The sequence below is a fragment of the Corynebacterium sp. DNF00584 genome, assembly GCF_001552965.1.
In the GTDB taxonomy this organism is placed as follows: domain Bacteria; phylum Actinomycetota; class Actinomycetes; order Mycobacteriales; family Mycobacteriaceae; genus Corynebacterium; species Corynebacterium phoceense.
The window spans coordinates 12336-34069 of record NZ_KQ959749.1 but is presented as its reverse complement, the minus strand read 5'-3'; the positions used below and the strand labels follow the sequence as shown (position 1 = coordinate 34069).

Here is a 21734-nt window from a genome sequence, read left to right as displayed (position 1 = left end):
GGCCGCTCGCGGTCTCCGCTCCGACCGACCCCGCGCGCTGGGTCCATGTACTCATGCCACGCCCCGCTCATCCCAGGGATCCTCGACCCAGCCGAGGTCCTCAATGACGCGTTCACATGCCTGCCGCAGTGGCCGTGGCAGCTCTAAAGGCAAGCCGCCAAGCTCCATGTCGCGGGCGAGGCGACGCAGGTGCGGCAGCTCCGCCACAATGTCGGCATGGATGATCTTCTCCACGTCCGAGGTAGCCAGCGAAGACCAACCGCGGTGCCGGAGGACGACACTCACGGGGATGCCGTGGGCTGCGCATCGCGCCGTAATCTGCGCCGCCGCGGCCGCAGCTCGGACCTCAGCCGGCACAACAATGACGATGTGGTCGACATGGTCGTACCACCCTGCCCCAAAGAAGGCGGCGGGTCCCGCCCCGCCGTCGAGGACGACGCGATGACTCTGCAGCGACTCCAGAACTGCCGTGAGGGTTTCGTCGCTCAGCTCAAAGGGATCGTTCACGCCACTGCGCGTTCCCGAGACAAGGCGAATCCCGTCGGCGGTGACGGGCAGAGCCGCAAGCAGATCCGCGGCGTCGAGTTGCCCTGGGCCTAGGTGCAGTTCCGGCCACCGCACGCCCGGCGTTTCTTCAGCGCCGAGGACCAGGTCGAGGCCTCCTGCGCGAGGGTCGCCATCGATAAGCACGGTTGCTTCGAGGGTGCGTGCCAAGCCAGCTGCAAACGTCGACGTTCCTGCGCCGCCCGTCGCGCCAACGACGGCGACGCATCTCCCGCTCACCGACGCCGGTGCAAGCAATTCCCCCGCAGTGCTCAGTGCCGCGAGAAGGTCGCGCGACTCGGCGGGGAGGAGAAAGGCCTGCGCAGCATGCGCCCGCAAGGCGGCTTCGAAGTCGATCGGGCCTGGGTCAGCCGCGACGAAGAAGATGTCGCGGGCGCGACCGCACGCCGCAACGTGGCTGGCCGTTGTGCGGTCGGTAATGACGGCACGCGCTCGTGGTACGTGGCGGGCGATATCGCGCGGGTCGTCACACGTGATGACGTCGAGACCCGTCGCTGCCGCCGCGTGGGTGGCCTCCGGTCCGACGACGGGGTCAGTTACAGCAATGAGGATGAAATCGTTCATGCCTTTCACTCAACGCAGGGCGCCGAGTTTCGACAAGGGTGTGCAGGTCAGCCTGTGGATAACCCCCTGTTTTCTTGCCAAATAAATTGTGCAATTGTCAGCACTGTGGATACGGAACCGTAACTTTTCGCTGGGCATACCGATAGGAAGGGTGTACGCACGCATACCCACTGGTACAACACGCATCACAATTTTCACATTTACAACAGACAACCTTGGCCTTTAGGGGCTACAATCGGAATCCATGACTGCCCAGAACCACCCGGAAACCCCGGCAACGCGCACGCCAGCACGGCGTCTCGTCGCGGCGTTTTTCGATCTGGACAAGACCATCATCGCAACCTCGTCGGCGTACGCCTTCGGCAAAGAGTTCATGCACAACGGACTCATCACGCCAGCTAACGCGCTGCAGATTTCTCTCGCCAAGGCGACGTACATGATGATGGGCCAAACGAGCGAGCAAATGGATTCCTCGCGCGACCAGCTCACCGCCATGGTGCGCGGCTGGAAGGTCGACGAGGTCGAGCACATCGTGCACGAGACGCTCCACACCGTGGTCACCCCGGCCATTTATGCCGAGGCGCGCGAGCTCATCGACTTTCATAAGGCAGCAGGCCACACCGTCGTCATCATCTCTGCCTCCGCGGAGACCCTCGTGCGCCCCATCGCCGAGGAGCTCGGCGTTGACGTCATCGCAGCCACGGAGCTCGAGGTCATCGACGGCGAGTTCACGGGCGAAATCCTGCACTACCGCAAGGGCCCAGCCAAGGCCGAGGCCGTCCTCGAGATTGCAGAAGAACTGGGCATCGCGCTCGAGGACAGCTTCGCCTACTCGGACTCCGCAACAGATATCCCCATGCTCGAGCTCGTGGGGCACCCCGTGGCCGTCAACCCCGACCGCCCACTGAAGAAGCACGCGCTGGAGAATTCCTGGGATATCCGGGCGTTTAAGGACCCAGTTCCGCTGTTTACGTTGCCCAACGCCCGCGAGGTGGGCATCGGCGCCGGCGTCGTTGCCGGCGTGGCCGCAGTCGTGGCGGCGGGATTCTGGCTCTTTTCGGCGCCCAAGAACACGGCTTGACTCCGCGTGCTCGCGCACGCGGTGAACGGCGGCATGCAGGGTCGCGCGATCATTTTCACAGTGAATTCGCTAGGATGGTGGTCGCGTAACTTTTAGAAATAAGCTCATAAGAACACAAGGCAGGTTTTTCACCGTGAGTAACGACGGACTCTTCACTGACGGTTCCAATCAGTTCGCCCCGCGCGCGAACGCTATTCCGCTCAGCGATGTCGACACCGCGAAGACTGGTGAGGCCTCCATTGGCCAGCTGGTCTCCAACGCGACGGAGCAGATTTCCTCGCTCGTGCGCTCGGAGATGGAGCTTGCCAAGACTGAGCTCGCTGCATCCGCGAAGAAGGGCGGCATCGGCGCTGGCTTCTTCGGCGTTGCAGGCATCGTCGCAGGTTTTAGCTCTTTCTTCTTTTTCTTCTTCCTCGCGGAGCTCCTCGCCAAGTGGCTTGACCGCTGGGCAGCGTTCCTCATCGTCTTCCTTATCATGCTGGTCATCGCCGGTGTTACCGCGCTGATCGGCCTGAAGAACGTGAAGAAGGTCAAGGCCCCGGAAAAGACCATCGCCTCGGCCAAGCAGCTGCCGGAGGTCATCCCGGGTTCCCGTGGCTCCAAGGAGCTGAACTCTAAGGGTCTGTACACCTAAATAATCTGCACTCCCTCCCCCGTCTATCGCCCTACACTGTCTCGGCGATGGGCGGGGTTTCGCACTTTAAAGGACTCACATGAACTCACCCTCCGTCGTCGAGCTGGACGGCCCGTGGCGCCACGAGATGCTCCATACCCGCGGCATTCGTTTGCATGCGGCCACACTGGGACGCGCGAACGATCCGCTCATTGTCTGCATTCACGGCTCGATTGGCGGTTGGTTCGATTACAAGGATGTGTTGGAGCCCCTCGCGGCCGCTGGCCATCACGTCGCCGCAGTGGATCTGCGCGGCTATGGCATGTCGGATAAGCCGCCGGTTGATGCGGGCCAGGACATGCGCACGCTCATCGGGGATATCACGGGGCTCATCCAGGCCCTGGGCCACGACTCGGCAACGCTCATCGGCAACGACACCGGCGCAGCCTTGGCGTGGTGCGTCGCGTGCGAGCGCCCTGAGCGTGTGGATGCCGTGGTGTCGGTATCCGGCGCGCACCCGGTGGACCTGCGCCGCGCCATCGCCGCACGCCCCTGGGATTTTGGTTGGCTCCTCCTGCGCACGGTTGTCTTCCGCCTGCCGCTGCCCATCGTGCGCGTCCTCGTGAAGAACCCGCGCATTGGGCTTGATACGAAGCTCAATACCCTCACCCAGGGGCCTGCAGAAGAAGCAAACCAGCATCTGCGCGAGCAAGCCATGGCCATCGATCATTCGCTGCGCGGCACGGTATGGAACCACAGGCTCCTCACCGCGCCCATTCCGCGCGCTGGGCTTGACGCCAAGGCGCAGGCACCGGTGCTCTTCGTCCACGCAAGCCAGAGACTGTGGTGGCCTGTCATTCGGCGCGCACGACGCCGCGCGGAATCACTCGTGACGGCGTATATCCCTAAGACAAAGAACTTGCCGCATATCGAGAATCCCGAGAAGTTCGCCCGCACCGTCACGTTGTGGCTGGGGCGCTATCGCCGAAACAACAACTAAAAGGCAGCCACTAAGAAACAGCGATGTAGCCGCCGCGGTTTACTTGGACACACACGTCCCGGTATCGACGGTATCGACAAGCTGCGTGACGTCCCCGATATGGGACTGGACTTCCTCAGCGGTGAGCGCGTAGCCGGTGTCCGAGTCGTCAACGGAGGCGCCGAAGACGACGCCTAAGACCTCACCCGTCGAGTTGATCATCGGGCCACCGGAATTGCCCTGGCGAATGGTGCCGCGCACGGTGTACGCGTGGCGCTCCACACGGCCCTCTGCATAGATGTCAGGCCCCACGATGGTGAGCTCCTCCCGCACGCGGGCAGGCGAGGCAGTGAAGGGGCCGGAGAGCGGGAAGCCCATAACCACGGCATCATCGCCCGTCTGCGCCTGCTCCGGCGCCCAGCTCAACGGCGCAATGCCCAGGCCGGTCGAGTGCAGTACCGCGATATCCACGTCCGGGTTGTAGTAGACGACCTCAGCGTTCTTCATACCCAGCGTGGTATCGAGCGCCACCACATTGGTGCCCGCCACGACGTGGGCGTTGGTCACCACGTAATCCTCGGCCACCACGAAGCCCGAGCCCATGAGGCGGCGGCTACACGTCTCCGCGTCACCGAGCACATGGATGACGGAGGGGCGCAGGCGCTCTACGAGCTCCCTGTCCTCGACCTCAATGCGCGGGGCTTCGACCTCAACGGTGGACTGATCCGTCCACGGTGAAACGAGCGGCGGCAAGCCCGAGTCGTTGAGCAAGGCCGCGATGCCGGACGGCAGGTTGGACAGCTGCGAGGGCGCGACGCGTGACATAGCGCCGAGGATCTCAGACTCCGAGATTCCCTTGGAAACCTTACTGCCCAGCCCAGAGGCCAACGGGATGGACACAAGCCACGTGATGAGCAGCATGGCCACGACCTGGAAGACCGCGCCCACGATGGAGTCGACGCGCTGCTGGGAGCGCGCCCGCATGCGGTCGCGCAGCGTCGTGCCCAGCATGCCGCCGATGATTTGGCCCACACCCACGAGCAGGATGACCACGCCAAGCCCCAGCAGGAAGCGCAGCGCCGTCTGCTCCGTAAGTTCCATGACGGCGGGTGCAGCCACCATGCCCAGCACGAGGCCAGACACGATGCCGATAAAACTCAAAATCGAGCTCCACGCGCCTTGCCGCCAGCCGCTCCACCACGCCGCCAGCGCGCCAAGAACGATGACGGCATCAACGGTAAGGGCGGCGGTCACAAACAATCCTTCGGGTCAGATGGTTTCGTGGAAGAATTACATCTTCTCACGATTACGCGAGGATCGAAGTACCGACCGGAGGTCGTGGCGATTCTCGCGGTCCCAATCTTCCTCCCACCCGGCATGCGCAAACAAACTCGACAGCAGCCCGCCGGTAAACCCCCAGATGAGGTAGCCATTCGCCCAGAACGCTGGGCCTGTCCAATCGCCCCAGCCAATCGTGAGTCGGTTCTCCGGATCCAACAGCTCGCGCAGTGAAGCCGTGAAAACGTCATCCGTCTCCGCCGGGCTTGCCGGCCACAAGTGCATGGGCGCATGCCAGTGCGCGAGCACCGGGCTCACCGGGTGGCCCGAGACCCGAATGGTCACGGGATCCAGCTCTTCGACGACCGTCGTCGTATCGGCCTCCAGACCGGTCTCCTCCCACGCCTCGCGCAGCGCGGCATCGACAGGCGTCTCGCCCTCCTCCAAGCGCCCGCCGGGAAACGCAATCTGCCCCGAATGCGATCGCATGCTCGGCGAGCGGTGCGTAAGCACTACTTCGCCGTCGTCGAGGCTCGTGCCCGAAAACAGCATGAGCACCGCCGCAGGCTTGAGCACCTTCGGCGCGTCCTTCACAAACAGGCGGTTGCCCAGTACCTCGTCAATCTGCGGCGTACTCAGCCCCATGGCAGGGCGCAGCCACGCGGCGTCGTTGCTCATAGGTACTCCTCGATGCTCGTTTCAATTTCCTCGGCGCTCGTCATGGCCTTAATGATTCGGCCCTGCACCTCGCCATCTTTGAGCACCACTGTAATGGGAATCACGCCAGGCAGCCCGAGCGCGCCCGCAAACTTATTGTCCGAGTCCTGGAAACTGGGCATCTCCGCCCCGATATCCTCGAGGAACGCCGCGCCATTGCCCGCGTTGGTGTCCGCATGCACGCCCACGATCTTCCACTCCGGGTGTGCCGCGGCGACCTCCATGAGGTGCGGCATCTCAGTCCGGCAGGGCTCGCACCACCAGGCCCACACGTTGACGATGGTGATTCCCTCGTCCGCTGCGGGTCCCGTCGCCTCGCCACCCAAGCACGGCAGGTCCACGCCCGCCACAGTGCCGCTCAGGCAATCCGGGCGTCCCGTCACGCTTGCCGATGCCCTCTCGTCCTCCGGCGCCGCAGTACTCACGGTCGGCTGGCCTGCGGCCTGGTCCGCAGGCCCCGAGGACAGCGCGCCACGCGCCGCGAAGACGACGCCCACGCCGAGCACGAGCATCGCCGCAATCGAGCCAATGACGGTCTTATTCATCAGCATCCGTCCTCGGGTTCGTACTGGAGGGGCAGATATCGGCAAGGACGCACTCGCCACAGCGTGGGGAGCGAGCGGTGCACACGCGACGGCCGTGGAGGATCACACGGTGGGAAAACAGGGTGCGCTCGGCCTCGGGGATCTGTGCGTTGAGGTCGCGTTCAATGGCCAGCGGCGTCGACGCGTCGCTGAGCCCCAGCCGATGTGACAGGCGTGTGACGTGCGTATCGACGGTGATGCCGGGCAGGTCGAAGGCGTTGCCGCGCACGACGAGCGCCGTCTTCCGACCCACGCCAGGCAGCTGGGTGAGGTCCTCGACCGCGCATGGGACCTCGCCGCCGAACTGCGCGACGAGGGTCTCCCCCATCCCGATGAGGTGCCCCGCCTTAGAACGCTGGAAGCCGAGCGGCCGGATGATCTCCTCCACGTCGCCGCGGCGCGCCTGTGCGTAGTCCGCCGCGGTGGGATAGCGCCGGAAGAGCTCCGGGGTGACCTGGTTGACGCGCTCGTCCGTCGTCTGTGCCAAAAGCAACGTGGCGACAGTGAGCTGCAAAGGGTTCTCAAAGTCGAGCTCGCAGCGCGCGTCTGGGTATTCCTCCGCGAGCCGCGCATTAACCTCCTGCGCATCCGCCGCCGTGTTTCTAGCCATAATCACCCATCCTAGCGACCTCACGGCGCAACTCGGTGGAGACCGGGTAGGCTTGATAGCATGATTTCTCTCGTTGTGATCGTGCCTATCGCCCTCGCTCTCTTCGCCATGGGAATGGAAAGACTCGAGGAGAAAGCGCTGTAGAATACTCGCGACAGCGAGTTGTACACACTCTTCACGAAAGATTTAGTGATTAACGGTCGCGATATTTACATTCGTGACCAATTCCACGGTAGACTGAGACGCGTTACATAGTGACGCGTCGTACCCTGCGGCGTGACATGATTTTTGGATCGAGCTTTCGGCCCCACACGGCCCTAGCCGGCTCGCGGGTAAACGACGGCTCGGTCCACGATAAGCCAAGGAGCGATAAGTGGAAGGCGTACAGGAAATTCTTTCGCGCGCCGGCATCTTCCAAGGTGTGGATCCGGTTGCAGTGCAGAACCTGATTGAGCAGATGGAAACGGTCCGCTTCCCGCGCGGCACCACCATCTTCGAGGAGGGCGAGCCGGGCGATCGCCTGTATATCATCACCTCGGGCAAGATTAAGCTCGCCCGCCACGCGCCGGACGGCCGCGAGAACTTGCTCACGGTCATGGGCCCGTCTGATATGTTCGGCGAGCTTTCCATCTTCGATCCGGGCCCGCGTACCTCCTCGGCCGTCTGTGTCACGGAGGTCCAGGCCGCGACCATGAACTCGGAGATGCTCAAGCACTGGGTCGCCGATCACCCGGCTATCGCCCAGCAGCTACTCCGCGTGCTCGCCCGCCGCCTGCGCCGCACGAACGCCAACCTCGCGGACCTCATCTTCACTGACGTCCCAGGCCGCGTCGCCAAGACGCTCCTCCAGCTCGCCAACCGCTTCGGTGTTCAGGAAGGCGGCGCACTGCGCGTCAACCATGACCTCACGCAGGAAGAGATCGCCCAGCTCGTCGGCGCGTCCCGTGAGACCGTCAACAAGGCGCTCGCCACCTTCGCCCACCGCGGCTGGATTCGCCTCGAGGGCAAGTCGGTGCTCATCGTCGACACCGAGCACCTCGCCAAGCGCGCTCGCTAAACCCGCGCGTTTCTTCCCCGGCCGCGTGCCGGGGTTTCGCATTTTTCAGCCGACCGCCGCCTACAACGTGAATGAGTCGCCCGAAAAGCCCAGGTTTTTCGATCACTCATTCATACTTCGCGGCAGCAGGCATAAAAAATGGCCCCCGAAGGGGCCACAATGAGCGCGAAATTTAAGCGTCCAAGTACTTGAGCGCCGTGCGCGTGGACTGCTCTGCGGCGTGGCGCAAAACCGGGTCCACATCGTCGTACATCTCGTCGATCAGCGTCTTCAGGTCAACGTCGTTGCCCAGACGGCTGCGGATCTCCTTGATCTGATCCAAGCGGAAATGGCGGCGGTCGATGTACTTGCGGGCGACCTGCGAGACGTCATCCAAGTCCGGACCGTGGCCCGGCAGCAGCGGTACGTCCTTACCGCGCTCCTCGAGCACGTCGAGCGTCTTCAAGTAATCAGCCAAGTCGCCGTCCGTCTCGGACAGCAGCACGGTGTGGCGGCCTACGATCGTGTCGCCAGTAATTATGCCCTCAAGACGGGACTCCTTGGGCTCACCGGACCAGACGAAGAAGCTCGTCGAATCCGCAGTGTGGCCCGGAGTGTGAACGACCTCGAGACGCGGCGTGACATCGTCCAAAGCGATGATCTCGCCGTCTTCGAGGGCCTCGCCACCGTTGCAGTAACTCGGATCAAAGGAACGGATCGGGGCGCCGGTGAGCTGGCGCAGGCGCTGAGCGCCGGAAGCGTGATCGTCGTGGCGGTGGGTGATGAGGATGAGCGCTACCTCGCCGGCCTTGGCGGTGACGACGTTAAGGTGACCCTCGTCCTCTGGGCCCGGATCCACCACGATGGCGCGGTCATCTTCAGGGGCACGCACGATCCAAGTATTCGTGCCCTCGAGAGCAGTGTATGAAGGGTTATCGCACAAAACTACGCCCACGGATTGGGTAACGGGGCGCAGCTGACTATATGCAGGATGTTCCATGTCTTTCAGCCTATCTCAAACGAGCGCGTCTTATGCACTGACTTCCACAATAAGCTCGATTTCCACCGGTGCGTCCTTAGGCAGGACGGCAACGCCGACGGCCGAGCGAGCATGGTTGCCCGCCTCGCCGAAAAGCTCACCGATGAAGTCCGAGGCGCCGTTGATAACGGCCGGCTGCTCCACAAAGTTCGGGTCCGAGGCCACAAAACCCACGACCTTGAGGACGCGGGTGACGTTATCGAGTCCTACCTCGGCGTCCACGGCCGCAAGGGCATTGAGGACGGCCGTGCGGGCGGCATCGGCAGCCTGCTCGGACGTCACTGCACCGCCGACCTTGCCTGTGATGGGCAGGGCGCCGTCGACGAGAGGCAGCTGGCCGGAGGTCCAGACCTGGTTGCCCACGCGGGTGGCAGGCACATAGGACGCAAGCGGCTTGGCCACCGGCGGGAGGGAGTAGCCGAGTTCTTTAAGGCGCGCGAGGTGGCTCATTTAAGCCTCCTCAACCGGACGCTTGAAGTAAGCGACGACGTTTTCCGGATTCATGCCGGGAGTGATCGTGACGAGCTCCCAGCCGTCCTCGCCCCACGTGTCGAGGATCTGCTTGGTGGCGTGCGTAAGCACCGGTGCGGTGGCGTATTCCCATTGTGTCATGGGGCCAATCCTACCTTTTCCCGCACGCTCGGTGCAGGCTAAATGCCGACGAGCTCGCCGCCCTCGGCTAGGTACTGTGCCCACGAGGTGATGTGCGGGTTCTTACGCAGGAGCGCGCGGCGCTGGCGCTCGGTGAGGCCACCCCACACGCCGAACTCGACGCGGTTATCGAGCGCATCGGCGCGGCATTCGGTGAGCACCGGGCAGTGGCGGCAGATAACGGCGGCCTTGCGCTGTTCCGCGCCGCGCACGAAGAGGGCGTCCGGATCTCCGTTACGACACTTAGCTTGGGTAACCCACTCTCCGCGCTCGACGTAGTCGGATACATTCTGGGAAGTTGTCACGCTGACAGCCATAGGGGATGCGCTCCTTCCAACGTTGGGTCTACGCTGGGAGCGGGCGCACCCAGACGCAGACCGTGCGGGGCACCACCCGCACAAATTCAGGGAACCTAACACAGGTAAGTGTATTCACAGGGCATTTACGTTGTCTAACAGGTCACACTTTAGGGGGGTCTTACGCGTTTCGCTTCACAGGAAAGCAACGTAGTGTATGGAAGGTGACTTATATTAAGGCCCTGTTGAAGATGGTCTGCGCGACCGCCCTCGTAGGACTTCTTTGCGCACTCGCCATGGCGCCCGTCGCCGGTGTGGGCGGCGTCGCCATCGCGCGCACGCAAGAGGCGATGGAGTCTGACATCAACGACCTCGAGGCCGCCAACATGCCCGGCGTGACCACTATCAAGGACGCGACCGGCGAGGACATGGCGTACCTGTTTACGCAGCGTCGCTACCCCGTCGCTCCTGACAAGATCTCGCAGACGATGAAGGACGCCATCGTCTCCATCGAGGACCGCCGCTTCTACGACCACGAAGGCGTGGACATCCAAGGCAACTTCCGTGCGGTAGCCACCAACGTCCTCGCCGGCGGCGTGTCCCAGGGCGCGTCGACGCTCGATCAGCAGTACGTGAAGAATTACCTGCTGCTCGTCACCGCCGAGGACGAAGAGGATCAGCAGGCCGCCACCGAGCAGTCCGTCGCCCGCAAGCTGCGCGAGATGCGCATGGCTACGCAAATCGACAAGACACTGAGCAAGGAGCAGATTCTCGCCAACTACTTGAACCTCGTCTCCTTCGGCAACCACGCCTACGGCATCGAGGCCGCTGCACGCACCTACTTCGGCGAAAACGCCAGCGACCTCACGCTGCCACAGTCGGCCATGCTCGCCGGCATGGTCCAGTCCTCGGAGTACCTCAACCCGTACACCAACGAGGAGGCCGTCACGGAGCGCCGCAATACGGTCCTGCAGTCCATGGCCGCCAATGGCTACATCTCGCAGGCCGAGGCTGACGATGCCGCCGCACAGCCGCTCGGCGTGAATTCCGAGCCGTCGCTGCTCACCAACGGCTGCATCGGCGCCGGCGACCGGGGCTTCTTCTGTGACTATGTACTCGAGTACTTGGATGCCAAGGGCCTGGATGTAGATTCGCTCGCGCGTGGCGGCTACACCATCACCACGACGCTCGACCCGAAGGCACAGGATGCCGCGAAGAAGGCAGTAAGCGATCAGACCTCGCCCACCGCTCCTGGCGTCGCCGAGGTCATGAACGTCGTCGAGCCCGCCGCCGATGACCGCGACGTGCTTGCCATGGTGTCCTCGCGCACCTACGGCCTGGACCAGGACAACTACGAGACGATCCTGCCGCAGCCGTATTCCCTCGTGGGCAACGGCGCGGGCTCCGTCTTCAAGATCTTCACGGCGGCGGCCGGTCTCGAGGCCGGGTACGGCATCAAGGATCAGCTCTCCGTCCCGGCGCGTTACGAAGCCTCGGGCCTGGGTCACGGCGGCGCGCAGAATTGCCCGGCTGACAAGTACTGCGTCGAAAACGCTGGTTCCTACCAGGCGTCTATGACGTTGCAGGACGCACTCGCTTACTCGCCGAATACGACGTTCGTGCAGATGCTAGAGCAGCTCGGCGTGTCCTCCATCGTCGACACCTCGGTCAAGCTGGGCCTGCGCAGTTACATCAAGGACGGCTCGTTTAGCGAGGACTCCTCCATCGCCCAGACCGCGAAAGATTCCTCCATGGGCTCCTACACGCTGGGCCCCACGGCCGTGAATCCGCTCGAGCTGTCCAACGTGGGCGCAACCATCGCGTCCGGCGGCATGTGGTGCGAGCCAAACCCCATCGAGAAAATCACTGACCGCGACGGCAACGAGGTCTACCTCGACCCCACCCCGTGCGAGCGCGCCATCGACAAGGACGTGGCCGATGCCCTGTCGAATGCGCTCAGCCAAGACGCCGTCAAGGGCACTGCGGCCGACTCGGCGCGCGCCTACGGCTTCAGCGGCACCACCGCGGCGAAGACCGGTACGACTGAGTCCAACCAGTCCTCCGCCTTCTTGGGCTTTACCTCGAAGTGGTCCGCGGCACCCTACATCTATAACGACGGCACAACGACCACCCCGCTCTGCACCGGCCCCGTCCGCCAGTGTGGCTGGGGCGATCTCTTTGGCGGCAAGGAACCGGCCGCGACCTACTTCGAGCTCGCAAGCCAGCTTGGCGTGGGTGCCCTCCCCGGTTACAACAATGCCTACGACAAGGGCACGTCCGGCGACGCGACGCTCGATGGACTGAAGAATAAGTCCGAGGCCGAGGCTCGCCGCACGCTGGAGTCCAAGGGCTACAGCGTCAAGGTCAATCGAGTGCCTGGTATGGGCGTGGGCTACGGCCAGGTCGTGCGCGCGCTCAAGCCCGCCGGCGGCCTGAAGAAGGGCGCCGAAGTCACGCTGCAGGTCTCTGACGGCACCGGCGCCGCCGCGCCCACGAGCGGCTCGTGGCGCGCCGAGGGAACCGGCGGGGCGGCTGCGAACGCGGCCAACGTGCCCGCCGCGCCGGCCGCGCCTGCGGCGCCAGCTGTCCCCAACCTCGAGCAGCAGTTCAACGACCTCGCGGACAGCGTCCGCAATGCCTTCGGCCTCTAACGCTGGCTCTCACGCTCCGTTCGTTTCACGCCCGTCCCGCCCACCGCGGGGTGGGCGTTGGCGATCCTCGGCGCGCTTCCTCTTCGGCTCGTGAGCGGTGCCCTCATCACCGTGCTCCAGCTCGTCTCCCTGAGCGTGAGCCCCATGGAGGTGAGCTCCGGCGAGGCAGCTAAGTACACAAAGCCCGCGGGAGAATCTCTAATTCTCCCGCGGGCTTTAAGCCATTCCAGCGGCGAGCTGGCGCTGCAGAACTAGCCCTGCAGGCGTGCCTTGACGGCATCGGAAAGCCGCTTGCCGTCCACGCGGCCGGCGGCCTTGGCGTTGGCAGCCTTCATGACGCCACCCATGAGCTTCATGGAGGCAGGCTCGCCCTTCTCGGCCTCGACCTCGGCGACGGCCTCGTCAACGAGGGCCGTGACCTCGTCGTCCGAGAGCTGTGCGGGCTGGTAAGCCTCGAAGAAGGGGACATCGACAAGCTCGGCCTCAGCGAGTTCTGGGCGGCCGTTCTCGGCGTAGACCTCTGCGGACTCGCGGCGCTTCTTAATCTCGCGGGCGATGACCTTGAGTACGTCCTCGTCGGTAAGATCGTGGCGGGCACCATTCGTTTCCTCGGCCTGGATGGCGGCGAGCAACGAGCGGATGGCGCTCGTGCGCTCCTTTTCACGGGCCTTCATGGCGGTCTTCAGGTCGGCGCGGATGGTTTCTTTCAACTGACTCATGCCATCCAATCTACGCGTCTGGGGACGCCAGGTAGGGTTAAGGCCGTGAAGAATTCAGCAATTGCAGGCACCCTCGCCGCCGCCGCAGCAGCCACCATCGCTGCCGGACTGGGCACGCTGGCGCTCGCCTACCGTGAAACCTCCCGCTTCGAACTCAAGGACATCACGGTGCCGTTGCTACCCAAGGGCACCCTGCGGGGTGCCCGCGAGTTCAAGCTGCTGCACATCAGCGACCTGCACATGATTCCGGGTCAAGAGCGCAAGATCGCGTGGGTCTCGGCTCTCGACGCCCTCGACCCAGACCTCGTCATCAATACCGGCGATAACCTCTCGGACGAACGCGCCGTGCCTGACGTACTGCGCGCGCTTGGGCCGCTACTCGCCCGCCCTGGCCTGTTCTGCTTCGGCACGAACGATTACTGGGCGCCGCGCTTGCCTAACCCGTGTAATTACCTCATCGGCAAAAAGAACACGCCCTCCTACGTCGATCTGCCCTGGCAGGGCATGCGCGCGGCGTTTATCGAGCACGGCTGGCGCGACGCCAACCAGGCACGCCACGAATTCAAGGTGGGCGACGTACGCCTCGCCGCCGCCGGCGTGGACGATCCACACCATGACCTCGACGACTACGCAGAAATCGCCGGCACCCCCAATGAGGACGCGGACCTCGCCCTTGCGCTCCTCCACGCCCCGGAGCCCCGCGTCCTCGAGCGTTTCGCCGCCGATGGCTACCAGCTCTCCCTGTCCGGTCACACCCACGGCGGTCAGCTGTGCTTGCCGGGCTCGCACGCCATCGTGACCAATTGCGGCATCGACCGCGCCCGCGTCCAAGGCCTCCACGATTTCGGGCCAATGAAAATGCACGTCTCCAACGGCCTGGGCCAGTCCAAGTTCGTGCCCTTCCGCGTCTTCTGCCGCCCGTCCGCCACACTCATTCGCATCACCGAAGTGGATTAACCTGCCGTTTTGTTGTTTGTTCAGGGTGTGAGATAAGGTATCCCAGTACCGCTTAGAGCGGGCGACCGGGATATGGCGCAGTTTGGTAGCGCGCTTCGTTCGGGACGAAGAGGTCGCAGGTTCAAATCCTGTTATCCCGACCATCTCAATCCGGCTAGTTTCGACTAGCCGGATTTTTATTTTTCACCCGCCACGCCCGCGACCCACGCGTCCGCGATGAGCTCAGCAAGTGCCTCCAGATCAATGTCTTCCGGCTTATTGACGTAGACGCACGACGCACCAGTGGTGAACTTCCCGAGGCGCGCGGACAGCTCCTCCCAGCGCGGGGCGTCCTGGAGTCCGTAGAGGCTGAGCTTAGCCTTGCGCGGGGCAAACCCCACGCGGAACGTATCGCCCTCGCGGCCGGTGGCGTAGCGGTAATGCGCTTCCCCGTAGCCCACCATGGACGGGCCCCACAGCACGCCGGTGACCCCGGTAGCGCTTTCAAAGATCTAGGCGAGGAGCTCGCCGTGCGCCCGGCGGCGCGGCGTGAGCGTCGCGAAGAACACCGCGACCTCGGCGGCGGTGCCCTGCGTGGTTTTAATATCGGGTGCATTGACGCCCGTATGCCCGACGGACCACGAACCACGGCCGGTGGAGGGGGTAGAAGCCATAGCCCCACCGTACAGCCGAAAACGGGGAAACGACGCGGCGCCCCTACAGCTACCGCGTCGTCCCTATTCCCTATCACTCACTTGCAGCGCCACAGCACTGCGCGCCCGCCCCCTAAGCGGGCTTACGTGAGCATCCATAATAGTAGCACTCCTAGGGAGGGAAACCTACTCGTTTTTAGGTCACGCTTCCTTGTGTCCAGAAGGAACTACTCATCGTTCGTCACCACCGCCGTTTGCACAGGTCGCACGGCGCGGCTCACAGCGATTCCGCAGCACACTATCACCGCAAGCACACCCACAGCGGTCCATTGCAAGGCCGCATCGCCACCGTTGATGGCGACCGCAACACCCGATGTCGCCCAGGCCAACGGAAAGAGATTGGCCGCTACGAGCGCCGCGCCCGTGATACCGGCCTTCCAGACCCAGCCGGTGAGCAGCAGCTGCGCCAGTCCGCCCACGCCAGCGAGGCTAAGACCCCAGCCAATCCCGGTAGCGGCGATGAGCACGCGCGTGGCGACGGCGCCAGCCAGGGTGGCCAGGACGAAGACACCAGCGGCAAGCCCCACGGCAGGCGCCGCGGCAGCCAGGGAGGCGCCGTCGAGCGCGGGGAGCGCAAAGAGTGCCAGACCCGCCGTGGCCGTGATCGTAAGCCCCAGGGTGCCCAGTAGAAGGACGTGCCACACGCGCGCCCCGGCACGCGCGGCCGCGGCCCAGTACACGCCCATGCCCGCGCCGCCCAGCAGCGTGAGCGCGGAGAGTAGCACTGCGAGCAGCGGGTCGAGTGCCACGGCGGGCGCGGAGTGCGCGGCCGGAGCAGGCATGGCTTTCTGCACGGCGTCGATCTTGGCGGAGTTCTGTTCTGCCATTGTCTGCAGGCGCTGGGCGCCCGAGTCGAGTTCATCCACGCCCGAGAGCGCCTCGCCCGTGCCCTTCTGCAACTCCCCTAGGCCGGCCGCGAGATCGTTCGCGCCCTGCGTCGCCGTGTACACGCCGTCGTGATAATCGTAGCCAGAGACGGCCAACTGGTTGGCGAGGTCGCGCGAGCCCTTCTTCAGCTCAGTGAGCTGTGCTGCCACGTTCGCATCGAGTTCAAAGTTCTGCGCCTGCGCCTTCAAATCCGTAAGCTGCCCCTTGATCGCGCGCGCATCTGCGGAATTATTGCCCTTGAGATCCGCGAGCGTCGAGTCAATCGCAGCGATAATCTGCCCGCGCACCGCGTTGACGCCCACAATGTTGTCCACGGCCGTACCCACGCCGTCCGCGATCCTCGTCGCGCCATCGCCCAGCTGTCCCGTGCCGGACTGCAACTGAGTGAGTCCCGCGGCCAAATCATCCGCGCCCTTCTTCGCAGAATCAACGCCCTCCCCCAGCGGCTTGGCCCCCTCCACAAGCTTGCCCGTGCCATCCGTAAGCTGTCCTGTCCCGGCCTCCAGGAACCCGGCCTGCGCCCGTGCTTCCGATGCCGCCCGCGCTGCCTCAGCCGTCCCCGGGGCGCTCTGCGGCGCTGCCGCGGGGGCATCGGCACGCCAGCCGAAAAATGCCTGCAGTCCTGCCCCTACGGCAAGGGGCAGGACGAGCAGGAGGGATAACAGGAGGGCACGGAGTTTCATGCCCTTTAACCTATCGACCAGCGGGGACGCGGCCGGTCAGGCGCGCCGTTACTTCTTGGTCGCGAAGACCTCGCGCACGCGGCGGCCGAGCTCCGGGTCGACGTTCGTGAAGTACTCGTAGACGCGCTCCTCGGTCTCCGGGTGGACGCCCACCATCGCGTTCGTGATGTTGGTGACGAGGTGCTCACGGCCTTCATCGTCGAGGACCTCGCGGTAGAGGATGCCCGGCTGCATGAAGTCATCATCGTCGCGGTGCTTCACGTAACCCGCGCGGGTGAGATCCGCGCCGTGCGGATCCGGGTTGATGTACATATCCGGGGCATCCTGTGCCTCGTGCGCACCCTCGCGGATGTTGACCTCCTCGTCATCGAGGTAGCCGTTGCCCTTATCAAAACGGTTCGGGGAGTACACGGGCTCCTCCGGCGCGTTGAACAGGAAGGACATGGAGCCCTCGTGTTCGTAGGTGTTGACCTTGTTGAGCGGCTGATTCACCGGCAGCTGACGGTAGTTGGTGCCGATACGGTAGCGCTGCTGGTCCGAGTATGCGAAGACGCGCGCCTGGAGCATCTTGTCCGGGGACAGGCCCACGCCCGGGACCAGGTTGGACGGGTCGAGTGCGAGCTGCTCAATCTGCGCGAAGAAGTTGCGCGGGTTGCGGTTGAGCACGAAGTAGCCCACCGGAATGAGCGGGTAATCCTTCTGGGACCAGACCTTGGTCAGATCGAACGGGTTCCAGCGGTAGTCCTCCGCCTCAGCCATGGGCATGATCTGGACCTTGACGTCCCAGATGGGGTAGTCGCCGCGCTCAATGGCGTCGTAGAGGTCCTGGCGGTGATAGTCGGCGTTGCGGCCAGCCATCATGGCAGCCTCATCGTCCGTGAAATTCTCCCAGCCCTGGCGGGTCTTGAAGTGGTACTTCACCCAGAATGCCTGGCCCTCTTCGTTAATCCACTGGAACGTGTGGGAGCCGAAGCCGTCCTGGTGACGGGTGGTCTTCGGGGTACCACGGTCGGTCATGAGGTAGGTGACCTGGTGGGCGGTCTCCGGGTTTCGGGTCCAGAAGTCCCACTGCATGTCCGCGTCGCGCAGACCGGAGGAACCGAGGCGCTTCTGGGAGTGGATGAAGTCCGGGAACTTCATGCCGTCGCGGAGGAAGAACACCGGGGTGTTGTTACCCACGATGTCGTAGTTGCCATCCTCGGTGTAGAAACGCAGCGCGAAACCGTGGACGTCGCGCCAGGTATCCGGGGAGCCCTGCTCGCCGGCGACGGTGGAGAAACGGCCCACCATCGGGGTCACGGTGCCCTTCTGGAAGAGCTTGGCCTTGGTGTACTGGGAGACATCCTCGGTGACGTGCAGCTCGCCGAAGGCGCCGTGACCCTTGGCGTGCGGGGTACGCTCCGGGACGCGCTCGCGGTTAAAGTGCGCGAGCTTATCAATGAGGTGGGAGTCGTTGAGCACAACCGGGCCCTGCGGGCCAGCGGTAATGGAGGTGTTCTCGCTCGGCACGGGCTGGCCGGACGCGCGGGTGGTGGACTCGCCGGGTTGTGCCGCCGGGCGCTCGCCCTGGGTGAGGATCTTATCGAGGTCGGACATGGTGTCTGCCTTCTTCCTTGGGATTACTCGCCCGAAATCTTTCGGACGAAATTATTAATCATGGGATACCCATAGAATAGCGCTGTCAATAGGAGGGTGCAACCAATGACAGGTAATTAATAGGTTGCCCGCAGCTGGTAGATTAAAGCGGGTGAAACACCACTCCGAAGCTGATGACGCACGCGTCACCGACCTGGCCCTCAAGGCCGGCCGTGGCGACCGCACAGCTCTCACGGAGTTCATCCGCGCCACCCAAGATGACGTGTGGCGGCTCATCGCCCACCTCGGCGGACCGGAAATCGCTGACGATCTTACGCAAGAAACGTATTTGCGAGTCATGAGCGCACTCCCCCGCTTCGCCGCCCGCTCCTCCGCGCGCACCTGGCTGCTCTCCCTCGCCCGACGCGTATGGGTGGACAACATCCGGCACGACATGGCGCGTCCCCGCAAGTCCGCCACCCAATACGAGGACGCCGCCGCTGGCGCGTCCACCGGCGAATCCTCCGCCGCGTGGTCCGAATGGATCGACGCCCGTGCGCTTATCGATGCCCTCCCGGAGGACCGCCGCGAAGCCCTCATCCTCACCCAGGTCCTGGGCTATACCTACGAGGAAGCCGCCAAGATTTCCGGCGTGCGCGTGGGCACTATCCGCTCGCGCGTGGCGCGTGCGCGTAAGGATCTCATCGACGGCGCAGGAAAATAGCGGGCGGCTGCTCCCCACCAATCGTTACAAACTAGTTACTTAGCGTCCGTTTGTACTAGCCAGCCGCATTTCTGGCGTCTTATTTCGCGAGTGAATTAGTTACAACGCTCACATGTCAATGGAGCTAGTTCACAAAAACGCACGTATCGTGGAGGGAAGACATGCGTGCAAAATCGATAGTCGACCCGGGGCCGCAACCACTAGAACGCTGGCCCCGGCACGCATGAGATAGAGAGAAACTCCCTCATGTTCAAACGCGCAGTGGCGATCTCCATGGCGTTTATCGGTGTCATCGTTGGTGCGGGCTTCGCCTCGGGCCAAGAGGCCCTCCAGTACTTCGTTGCTTTCGGTAACTGGGGGCTTGCGGGCGTCGCGCTCACCGCACTTCTCGTGCTGATTACCGGCGTGGCGACCCTCCAGCTGGGCTCCTATTTCCAGGCCAATGAGCACACCGCCGTCTTCGAAGAAGTCTCGAACCCGATCATCTCCAAGATCCTCGACTGGGCGACCATTGTGACGCTCTTTTCCATCGGCTTTGTCATGTTCGCCGGTGGCGGCTCGAATATTGCGCAGCAGTTCCCTGCCGTCCCCATCTGGGTCGGCGCCGTGGTCATGCTCGTCCTCGTGCTTCTCGTCGGCCTCCTCGACGTCGACCGCGTCACGACGGTCATCGGCGCGATTACCCCGTTCATCATCCTCTTCGTGCTGGGTACCACCATCTACGCCATTGCCACGAACGACATCGATTTCGGCGCAATGAATGACTTCGCCTCGTCCAACGTATCCTCGCCGCTGCCTACATGGTGGATCTCTTCGCTCAACTACACCGGCCTGACCATTATGACGGCGGTGTCCATGTCCATCGTCATCGGCGGCAACTTCCTCGATAACCGCGCCGTTGGCTTGGGCGGTGCATTCGGCGGCATCGTCTTCTTCATCATGATGACCTTGCTTGTCGTCGCCCTCTACATTGTTGCCCCGCAGGTCATGCACGCTGACATGCCGGTGCTCGAGCTCATTAACACCATCAATCCGGCCTTGGGCTACGTGATGACGTTCATCATCTACGGCATGGTCTTCAACACTGCCATCGGTATGTTCTACGCGTTAGGCAAGCGCCTAACGCGCAACAACCCCAAGCGCTTCTACCCGGTCTATGCCGTCTCCTGCATCATCGGTTTCGGCCTGTCGTTTGTAGGCTTTAAGGACTTGGTCGCTTTCGTCTACCCGATTCTCGGCTACTTGGGCATCCTGATGATTGCCGTGCTCTCGGCCTACTGGCTGAAGAACTTGGGCCCGATGCGCAAGGAAACCAAGCGCCGCCTCCGCGCGCGCGTTCTGGTGCAGCGTCGTCTGGACCCGCGCAAGCGTTTCACCAAGAAGAATGAGCGCGAGCTGTCGAAGCTGGCGGCCGGCTCCAACATGGAGACCACCGAGTTCGTAGCCGTCGTCGCAGACGAGATTCACGAGGAGCTCGAAGCCGATGCTGACCTCGATTACGACCGTGAAGATCCAGAACCCACTGTCACCTACGTCCAGCACACCAAACCGGTTGCCGTCGACACCGAGCCTTCCGATGCCCCCTCCACCGCCAGCTCCAATTCAGTCACGTCCGATGACCTCGACTTCGGCGCTGCGCACGGCAACAAACCTGCCACTCACTAATCACCCCCTATAGCAAAGGCCGCGGTCCCCACAGGGACCGCGGCCTTCGCCATTCGATATGCACGCTTAGACGAGCAGCTCCGCAATCTGAATCGTGTTGAGTGCAGCGCCCTTGCGCAGGTTGTCGCCCGCGACAACGAGGACGAGCCCCTTGTTGTTGTCCACGGACTGGTCCTGGCGAATGCGGCCGACCAGAGACTCGTCGATGCCGGCGGCAGCGAGCGGGGTGGGGACGTCGACGACCTTGACGCCAGGGGCATCGGCAAGCAGCTCGCGAGCCTGGTCCGGGGTAATCGCCTTGTCGAACTCGGCGTGGATGGTGAGCGTGTGGCCGGTAAAGACCGGAATGCGCACGCAGGTGCCCGCGACCTTCAGCTCCGGATGGCCCAAGATCTTGCGGGACTCGTTGCGCAGCTTCTGCTCCTCGTCGGTCTCCTCGGAGCCGTCATCGACGAGGTTGCCCGCGAACGGCAGCGCGTTGTACGCGATGGGCGCGACGTAGGGGCCGAGCTCCTCCGGGGCGAGCACGGAGCCGTCGTGGGCGAGCTCGACGTTGCGGTCACCGACCTCGGCGACCTGCTTGGCCAGCGTCTCCACGCCGGCCAGTCCGGAACCGGAGACTGCCTGGTAGGAGGAGATGTGCAGGCGCTGCAGCCCGGCGGCATCATCAAGCACCTTGAGCACCGGCATGGCAGCCATGGTCGTGCAGTTCGGGTTCGCGATAATCCCCTTCGGCGGGTTCTGCGCGTCCTGCGGGTTGACCTCGGAGACGATAAGCGGGACGTCCGGATCCTTACGGAACGCAGAGGAGTTATCCACGACAGTTGCGCCGGCGGCCGCGAAGACCGGGGACCACTGCTTGGAGGTGGCGCCGCCCGCGGAGAAGAGCGCGATGTCGACGTCCGCGACGGACTTCTCGGTCACCTGGGCGAGGTCTTCCACAACGATCTTCTCGCCGCGGAACTCAAGCTCCTGGCCCGCCGAGCGCGAGGAGGCGAAGAAGCGGACCTTGTCTGCCGGGAAATTACGCTCTTCGAGGATGGAACGCATGACGCGGCCGACCTGGCCGGTGGCGCCTACAACTGCAACAGTGGTCATGGTAAAAAGTCTCCTTTGAGGTGGGTCGTAGACCCGGGGTGTATCCGGTACGACGTCGCGCACCGGAGAA

General features: G+C 63.7%; 24 protein-coding genes and 1 tRNA gene. 10 read left to right on the top strand and 15 right to left on the bottom strand.

Annotated elements, in window-relative coordinates; genetic code table 11:
• Positions 1-51: 51 nt before the first annotated feature.
• The gene (gene ssd / locus HMPREF0307_RS06040; RefSeq protein WP_066489396.1) at positions 52-1128 is read right to left on the bottom strand and encodes a septum site-determining protein Ssd; all 1077 of its coding nucleotides are present in this window, start codon (positions 1126-1128) and stop codon (positions 52-54) included.
• A 244-nt stretch (positions 1129-1372) separates the two neighbouring features.
• On the opposite strand from ssd, the gene HMPREF0307_RS06035 reads away from it, so the two are divergent.
• The 3 genes from HMPREF0307_RS06035 to HMPREF0307_RS06025 all read left to right on the top strand — a co-directional run bounded on the left by HMPREF0307_RS06035 (position 1373) and on the right by HMPREF0307_RS06025 (position 3822).
• Positions 1373-2209, top strand: coding sequence for an HAD family hydrolase (locus HMPREF0307_RS06035; RefSeq protein ID WP_066489393.1), 837 nt, complete (start codon positions 1373-1375; stop codon positions 2207-2209).
• A gap of 133 nt (positions 2210-2342) precedes the next feature.
• Positions 2343-2843 carry a phage holin family protein gene (locus HMPREF0307_RS06030; protein ID WP_066489390.1) on the top strand — a complete coding sequence of 167 codons (501 nt, stop codon included), beginning with the start codon at positions 2343-2345 and terminating at the stop codon, positions 2841-2843.
• 79 nt (positions 2844-2922) lie between these two features.
• On the top strand, positions 2923-3822 hold the full coding sequence (locus tag HMPREF0307_RS06025) for an alpha/beta fold hydrolase (protein WP_066489387.1): 900 nt from the start codon (positions 2923-2925) through the stop codon (positions 3820-3822).
• A 39-nt stretch (positions 3823-3861) separates the two neighbouring features.
• On the opposite strand, the gene HMPREF0307_RS06020 is transcribed toward HMPREF0307_RS06025, so the two are convergent.
• The 4 genes from HMPREF0307_RS06020 to nth are packed head-to-tail and all read right to left on the bottom strand — an operon-like array spanning position 3862 to position 6990.
• Complete coding sequence (locus tag HMPREF0307_RS06020; protein ID WP_066489382.1) at positions 3862-5055, bottom strand: MarP family serine protease; 1194 nt, start codon at positions 5053-5055, stop codon at positions 3862-3864.
• A gap of 36 nt (positions 5056-5091) precedes the next feature.
• Positions 5092-5757, bottom strand: a complete 666-nt coding sequence (locus HMPREF0307_RS06015; RefSeq protein WP_066489377.1) for an NUDIX hydrolase — start codon at positions 5755-5757, stop codon at positions 5092-5094.
• The gene (locus tag HMPREF0307_RS06010; protein ID WP_066489371.1) at positions 5754-6341 is read right to left on the bottom strand and encodes a TlpA family protein disulfide reductase; all 588 of its coding nucleotides are present in this window, start codon (positions 6339-6341) and stop codon (positions 5754-5756) included. The genes HMPREF0307_RS06015 and HMPREF0307_RS06010 overlap by 4 nt, the downstream gene beginning before the upstream one ends.
• The gene (gene nth / locus HMPREF0307_RS06005) at positions 6334-6990 is read right to left on the bottom strand and encodes an endonuclease III (protein WP_066489361.1); all 657 of its coding nucleotides are present in this window, start codon (positions 6988-6990) and stop codon (positions 6334-6336) included. The genes HMPREF0307_RS06010 and nth overlap by 8 nt, the downstream gene beginning before the upstream one ends.
• A 373-nt stretch (positions 6991-7363) precedes the next feature.
• Between nth and glxR the strand changes: the two genes are divergently transcribed.
• Positions 7364-8047 (top strand): CRP-like cAMP-activated global transcriptional regulator GlxR, encoded by a 684-nt coding sequence (glxR, locus tag HMPREF0307_RS06000; protein ID WP_066489355.1) that lies wholly within the window; start codon positions 7364-7366, stop codon positions 8045-8047.
• 172 nt (positions 8048-8219) lie between these two features.
• Here the strand turns inward: glxR and HMPREF0307_RS05995 are convergent, their stop codons facing one another.
• Genes HMPREF0307_RS05995 through HMPREF0307_RS05985 form a run of 4 tightly spaced genes read right to left on the bottom strand, consistent with a single transcriptional unit; the run spans position 8220 to position 10033 of the window.
• Positions 8220-9026, bottom strand: a complete 807-nt coding sequence (locus HMPREF0307_RS05995) for an MBL fold metallo-hydrolase (protein WP_066489350.1) — start codon at positions 9024-9026, stop codon at positions 8220-8222.
• 30 nt (positions 9027-9056) lie between these two features.
• Complete coding sequence (locus HMPREF0307_RS05990) at positions 9057-9515, bottom strand: RidA family protein (protein ID WP_066489347.1); 459 nt, start codon at positions 9513-9515, stop codon at positions 9057-9059.
• Entirely contained in the window at positions 9516-9677 is a 162-nt protein-coding gene (locus HMPREF0307_RS12920; RefSeq protein WP_181734563.1) for a DUF4177 domain-containing protein, read from the bottom strand.
• Between the two features lie 38 nt (positions 9678-9715).
• Positions 9716-10033: a WhiB family transcriptional regulator gene (locus HMPREF0307_RS05985; protein ID WP_066489344.1), complete on the bottom strand. Its 318-nt coding sequence runs from the start codon at positions 10031-10033 to the stop codon at positions 9716-9718.
• 203 nt (positions 10034-10236) lie between these two features.
• Here HMPREF0307_RS05985 and HMPREF0307_RS05980 point away from each other — a divergent pair, with 203 nt between their 5' ends.
• Together HMPREF0307_RS05980 and HMPREF0307_RS05975 are read left to right on the top strand one after the other, a co-directional pair.
• A complete protein-coding gene (locus HMPREF0307_RS05980) occupies positions 10237-12663 on the top strand; it encodes a transglycosylase domain-containing protein (protein WP_197418391.1) in 2427 nt (808 codons plus the stop codon).
• Positions 12664-12753: 90 nt separating this feature from the next.
• A complete protein-coding gene (locus tag HMPREF0307_RS05975) occupies positions 12754-12918 on the top strand; it encodes a hypothetical protein (RefSeq protein ID WP_156435909.1) in 165 nt (54 codons plus the stop codon).
• On the opposite strand, the gene HMPREF0307_RS05970 is transcribed toward HMPREF0307_RS05975, so the two are convergent.
• A complete protein-coding gene (locus tag HMPREF0307_RS05970; RefSeq protein ID WP_066489328.1) occupies positions 12915-13382 on the bottom strand; it encodes a GatB/YqeY domain-containing protein in 468 nt (155 codons plus the stop codon). The two genes, HMPREF0307_RS05975 and HMPREF0307_RS05970, sit on opposite strands and share 4 nt — an antisense overlap.
• 60 nt (positions 13383-13442) lie before the next feature.
• On the opposite strand from HMPREF0307_RS05970, the gene HMPREF0307_RS05965 reads away from it, so the two are divergent.
• Both HMPREF0307_RS05965 and HMPREF0307_RS05960 read left to right on the top strand, forming a co-directional pair.
• Positions 13443-14339, top strand: a complete 897-nt coding sequence (locus tag HMPREF0307_RS05965; protein WP_231725103.1) for a metallophosphoesterase — start codon at positions 13443-13445, stop codon at positions 14337-14339.
• Between the two features lie 66 nt (positions 14340-14405).
• Positions 14406-14482, top strand: a tRNA-Pro gene (locus HMPREF0307_RS05960).
• A 33-nt stretch (positions 14483-14515) separates the two neighbouring features.
• Here the strand turns inward: HMPREF0307_RS05960 and HMPREF0307_RS13315 are convergent.
• The 4 genes from HMPREF0307_RS13315 to HMPREF0307_RS05945 form a co-directional block, all read right to left on the bottom strand.
• On the bottom strand, positions 14516-14800 hold the full coding sequence (locus tag HMPREF0307_RS13315; protein ID WP_066489324.1) for a DUF1801 domain-containing protein: 285 nt from the start codon (positions 14798-14800) through the stop codon (positions 14516-14518).
• Positions 14801-14830: 30 nt separating this feature from the next.
• On the bottom strand, positions 14831-14992 hold the full coding sequence (locus HMPREF0307_RS13310) for a hypothetical protein (protein ID WP_168164063.1): 162 nt from the start codon (positions 14990-14992) through the stop codon (positions 14831-14833).
• A 206-nt stretch (positions 14993-15198) separates the two neighbouring features.
• The gene (locus HMPREF0307_RS05950) at positions 15199-16602 is read right to left on the bottom strand and encodes a hypothetical protein (protein ID WP_066489316.1); all 1404 of its coding nucleotides are present in this window, start codon (positions 16600-16602) and stop codon (positions 15199-15201) included.
• Between the two features lie 48 nt (positions 16603-16650).
• Positions 16651-18198, bottom strand: a complete 1548-nt coding sequence (locus tag HMPREF0307_RS05945) for a catalase (protein ID WP_066489310.1) — start codon at positions 18196-18198, stop codon at positions 16651-16653.
• Positions 18199-18349: 151 nt separating this feature from the next.
• Between HMPREF0307_RS05945 and HMPREF0307_RS05940 the strand changes: the two genes are divergently transcribed.
• The gene (locus tag HMPREF0307_RS05940; protein ID WP_066489307.1) at positions 18350-18901 is read left to right on the top strand and encodes an RNA polymerase sigma factor; all 552 of its coding nucleotides are present in this window, start codon (positions 18350-18352) and stop codon (positions 18899-18901) included.
• Between the two features lie 246 nt (positions 18902-19147).
• A complete protein-coding gene (locus HMPREF0307_RS05935) occupies positions 19148-20566 on the top strand; it encodes a YkvI family membrane protein (RefSeq protein ID WP_231725073.1) in 1419 nt (472 codons plus the stop codon).
• Between the two features lie 66 nt (positions 20567-20632).
• Here HMPREF0307_RS05935 and HMPREF0307_RS05930 read toward each other — a convergent pair whose 3' ends face one another.
• On the bottom strand, positions 20633-21664 hold the full coding sequence (locus tag HMPREF0307_RS05930; protein ID WP_066489301.1) for an aspartate-semialdehyde dehydrogenase: 1032 nt from the start codon (positions 21662-21664) through the stop codon (positions 20633-20635).
• Positions 21665-21734 lie beyond the last annotated feature (70 nt).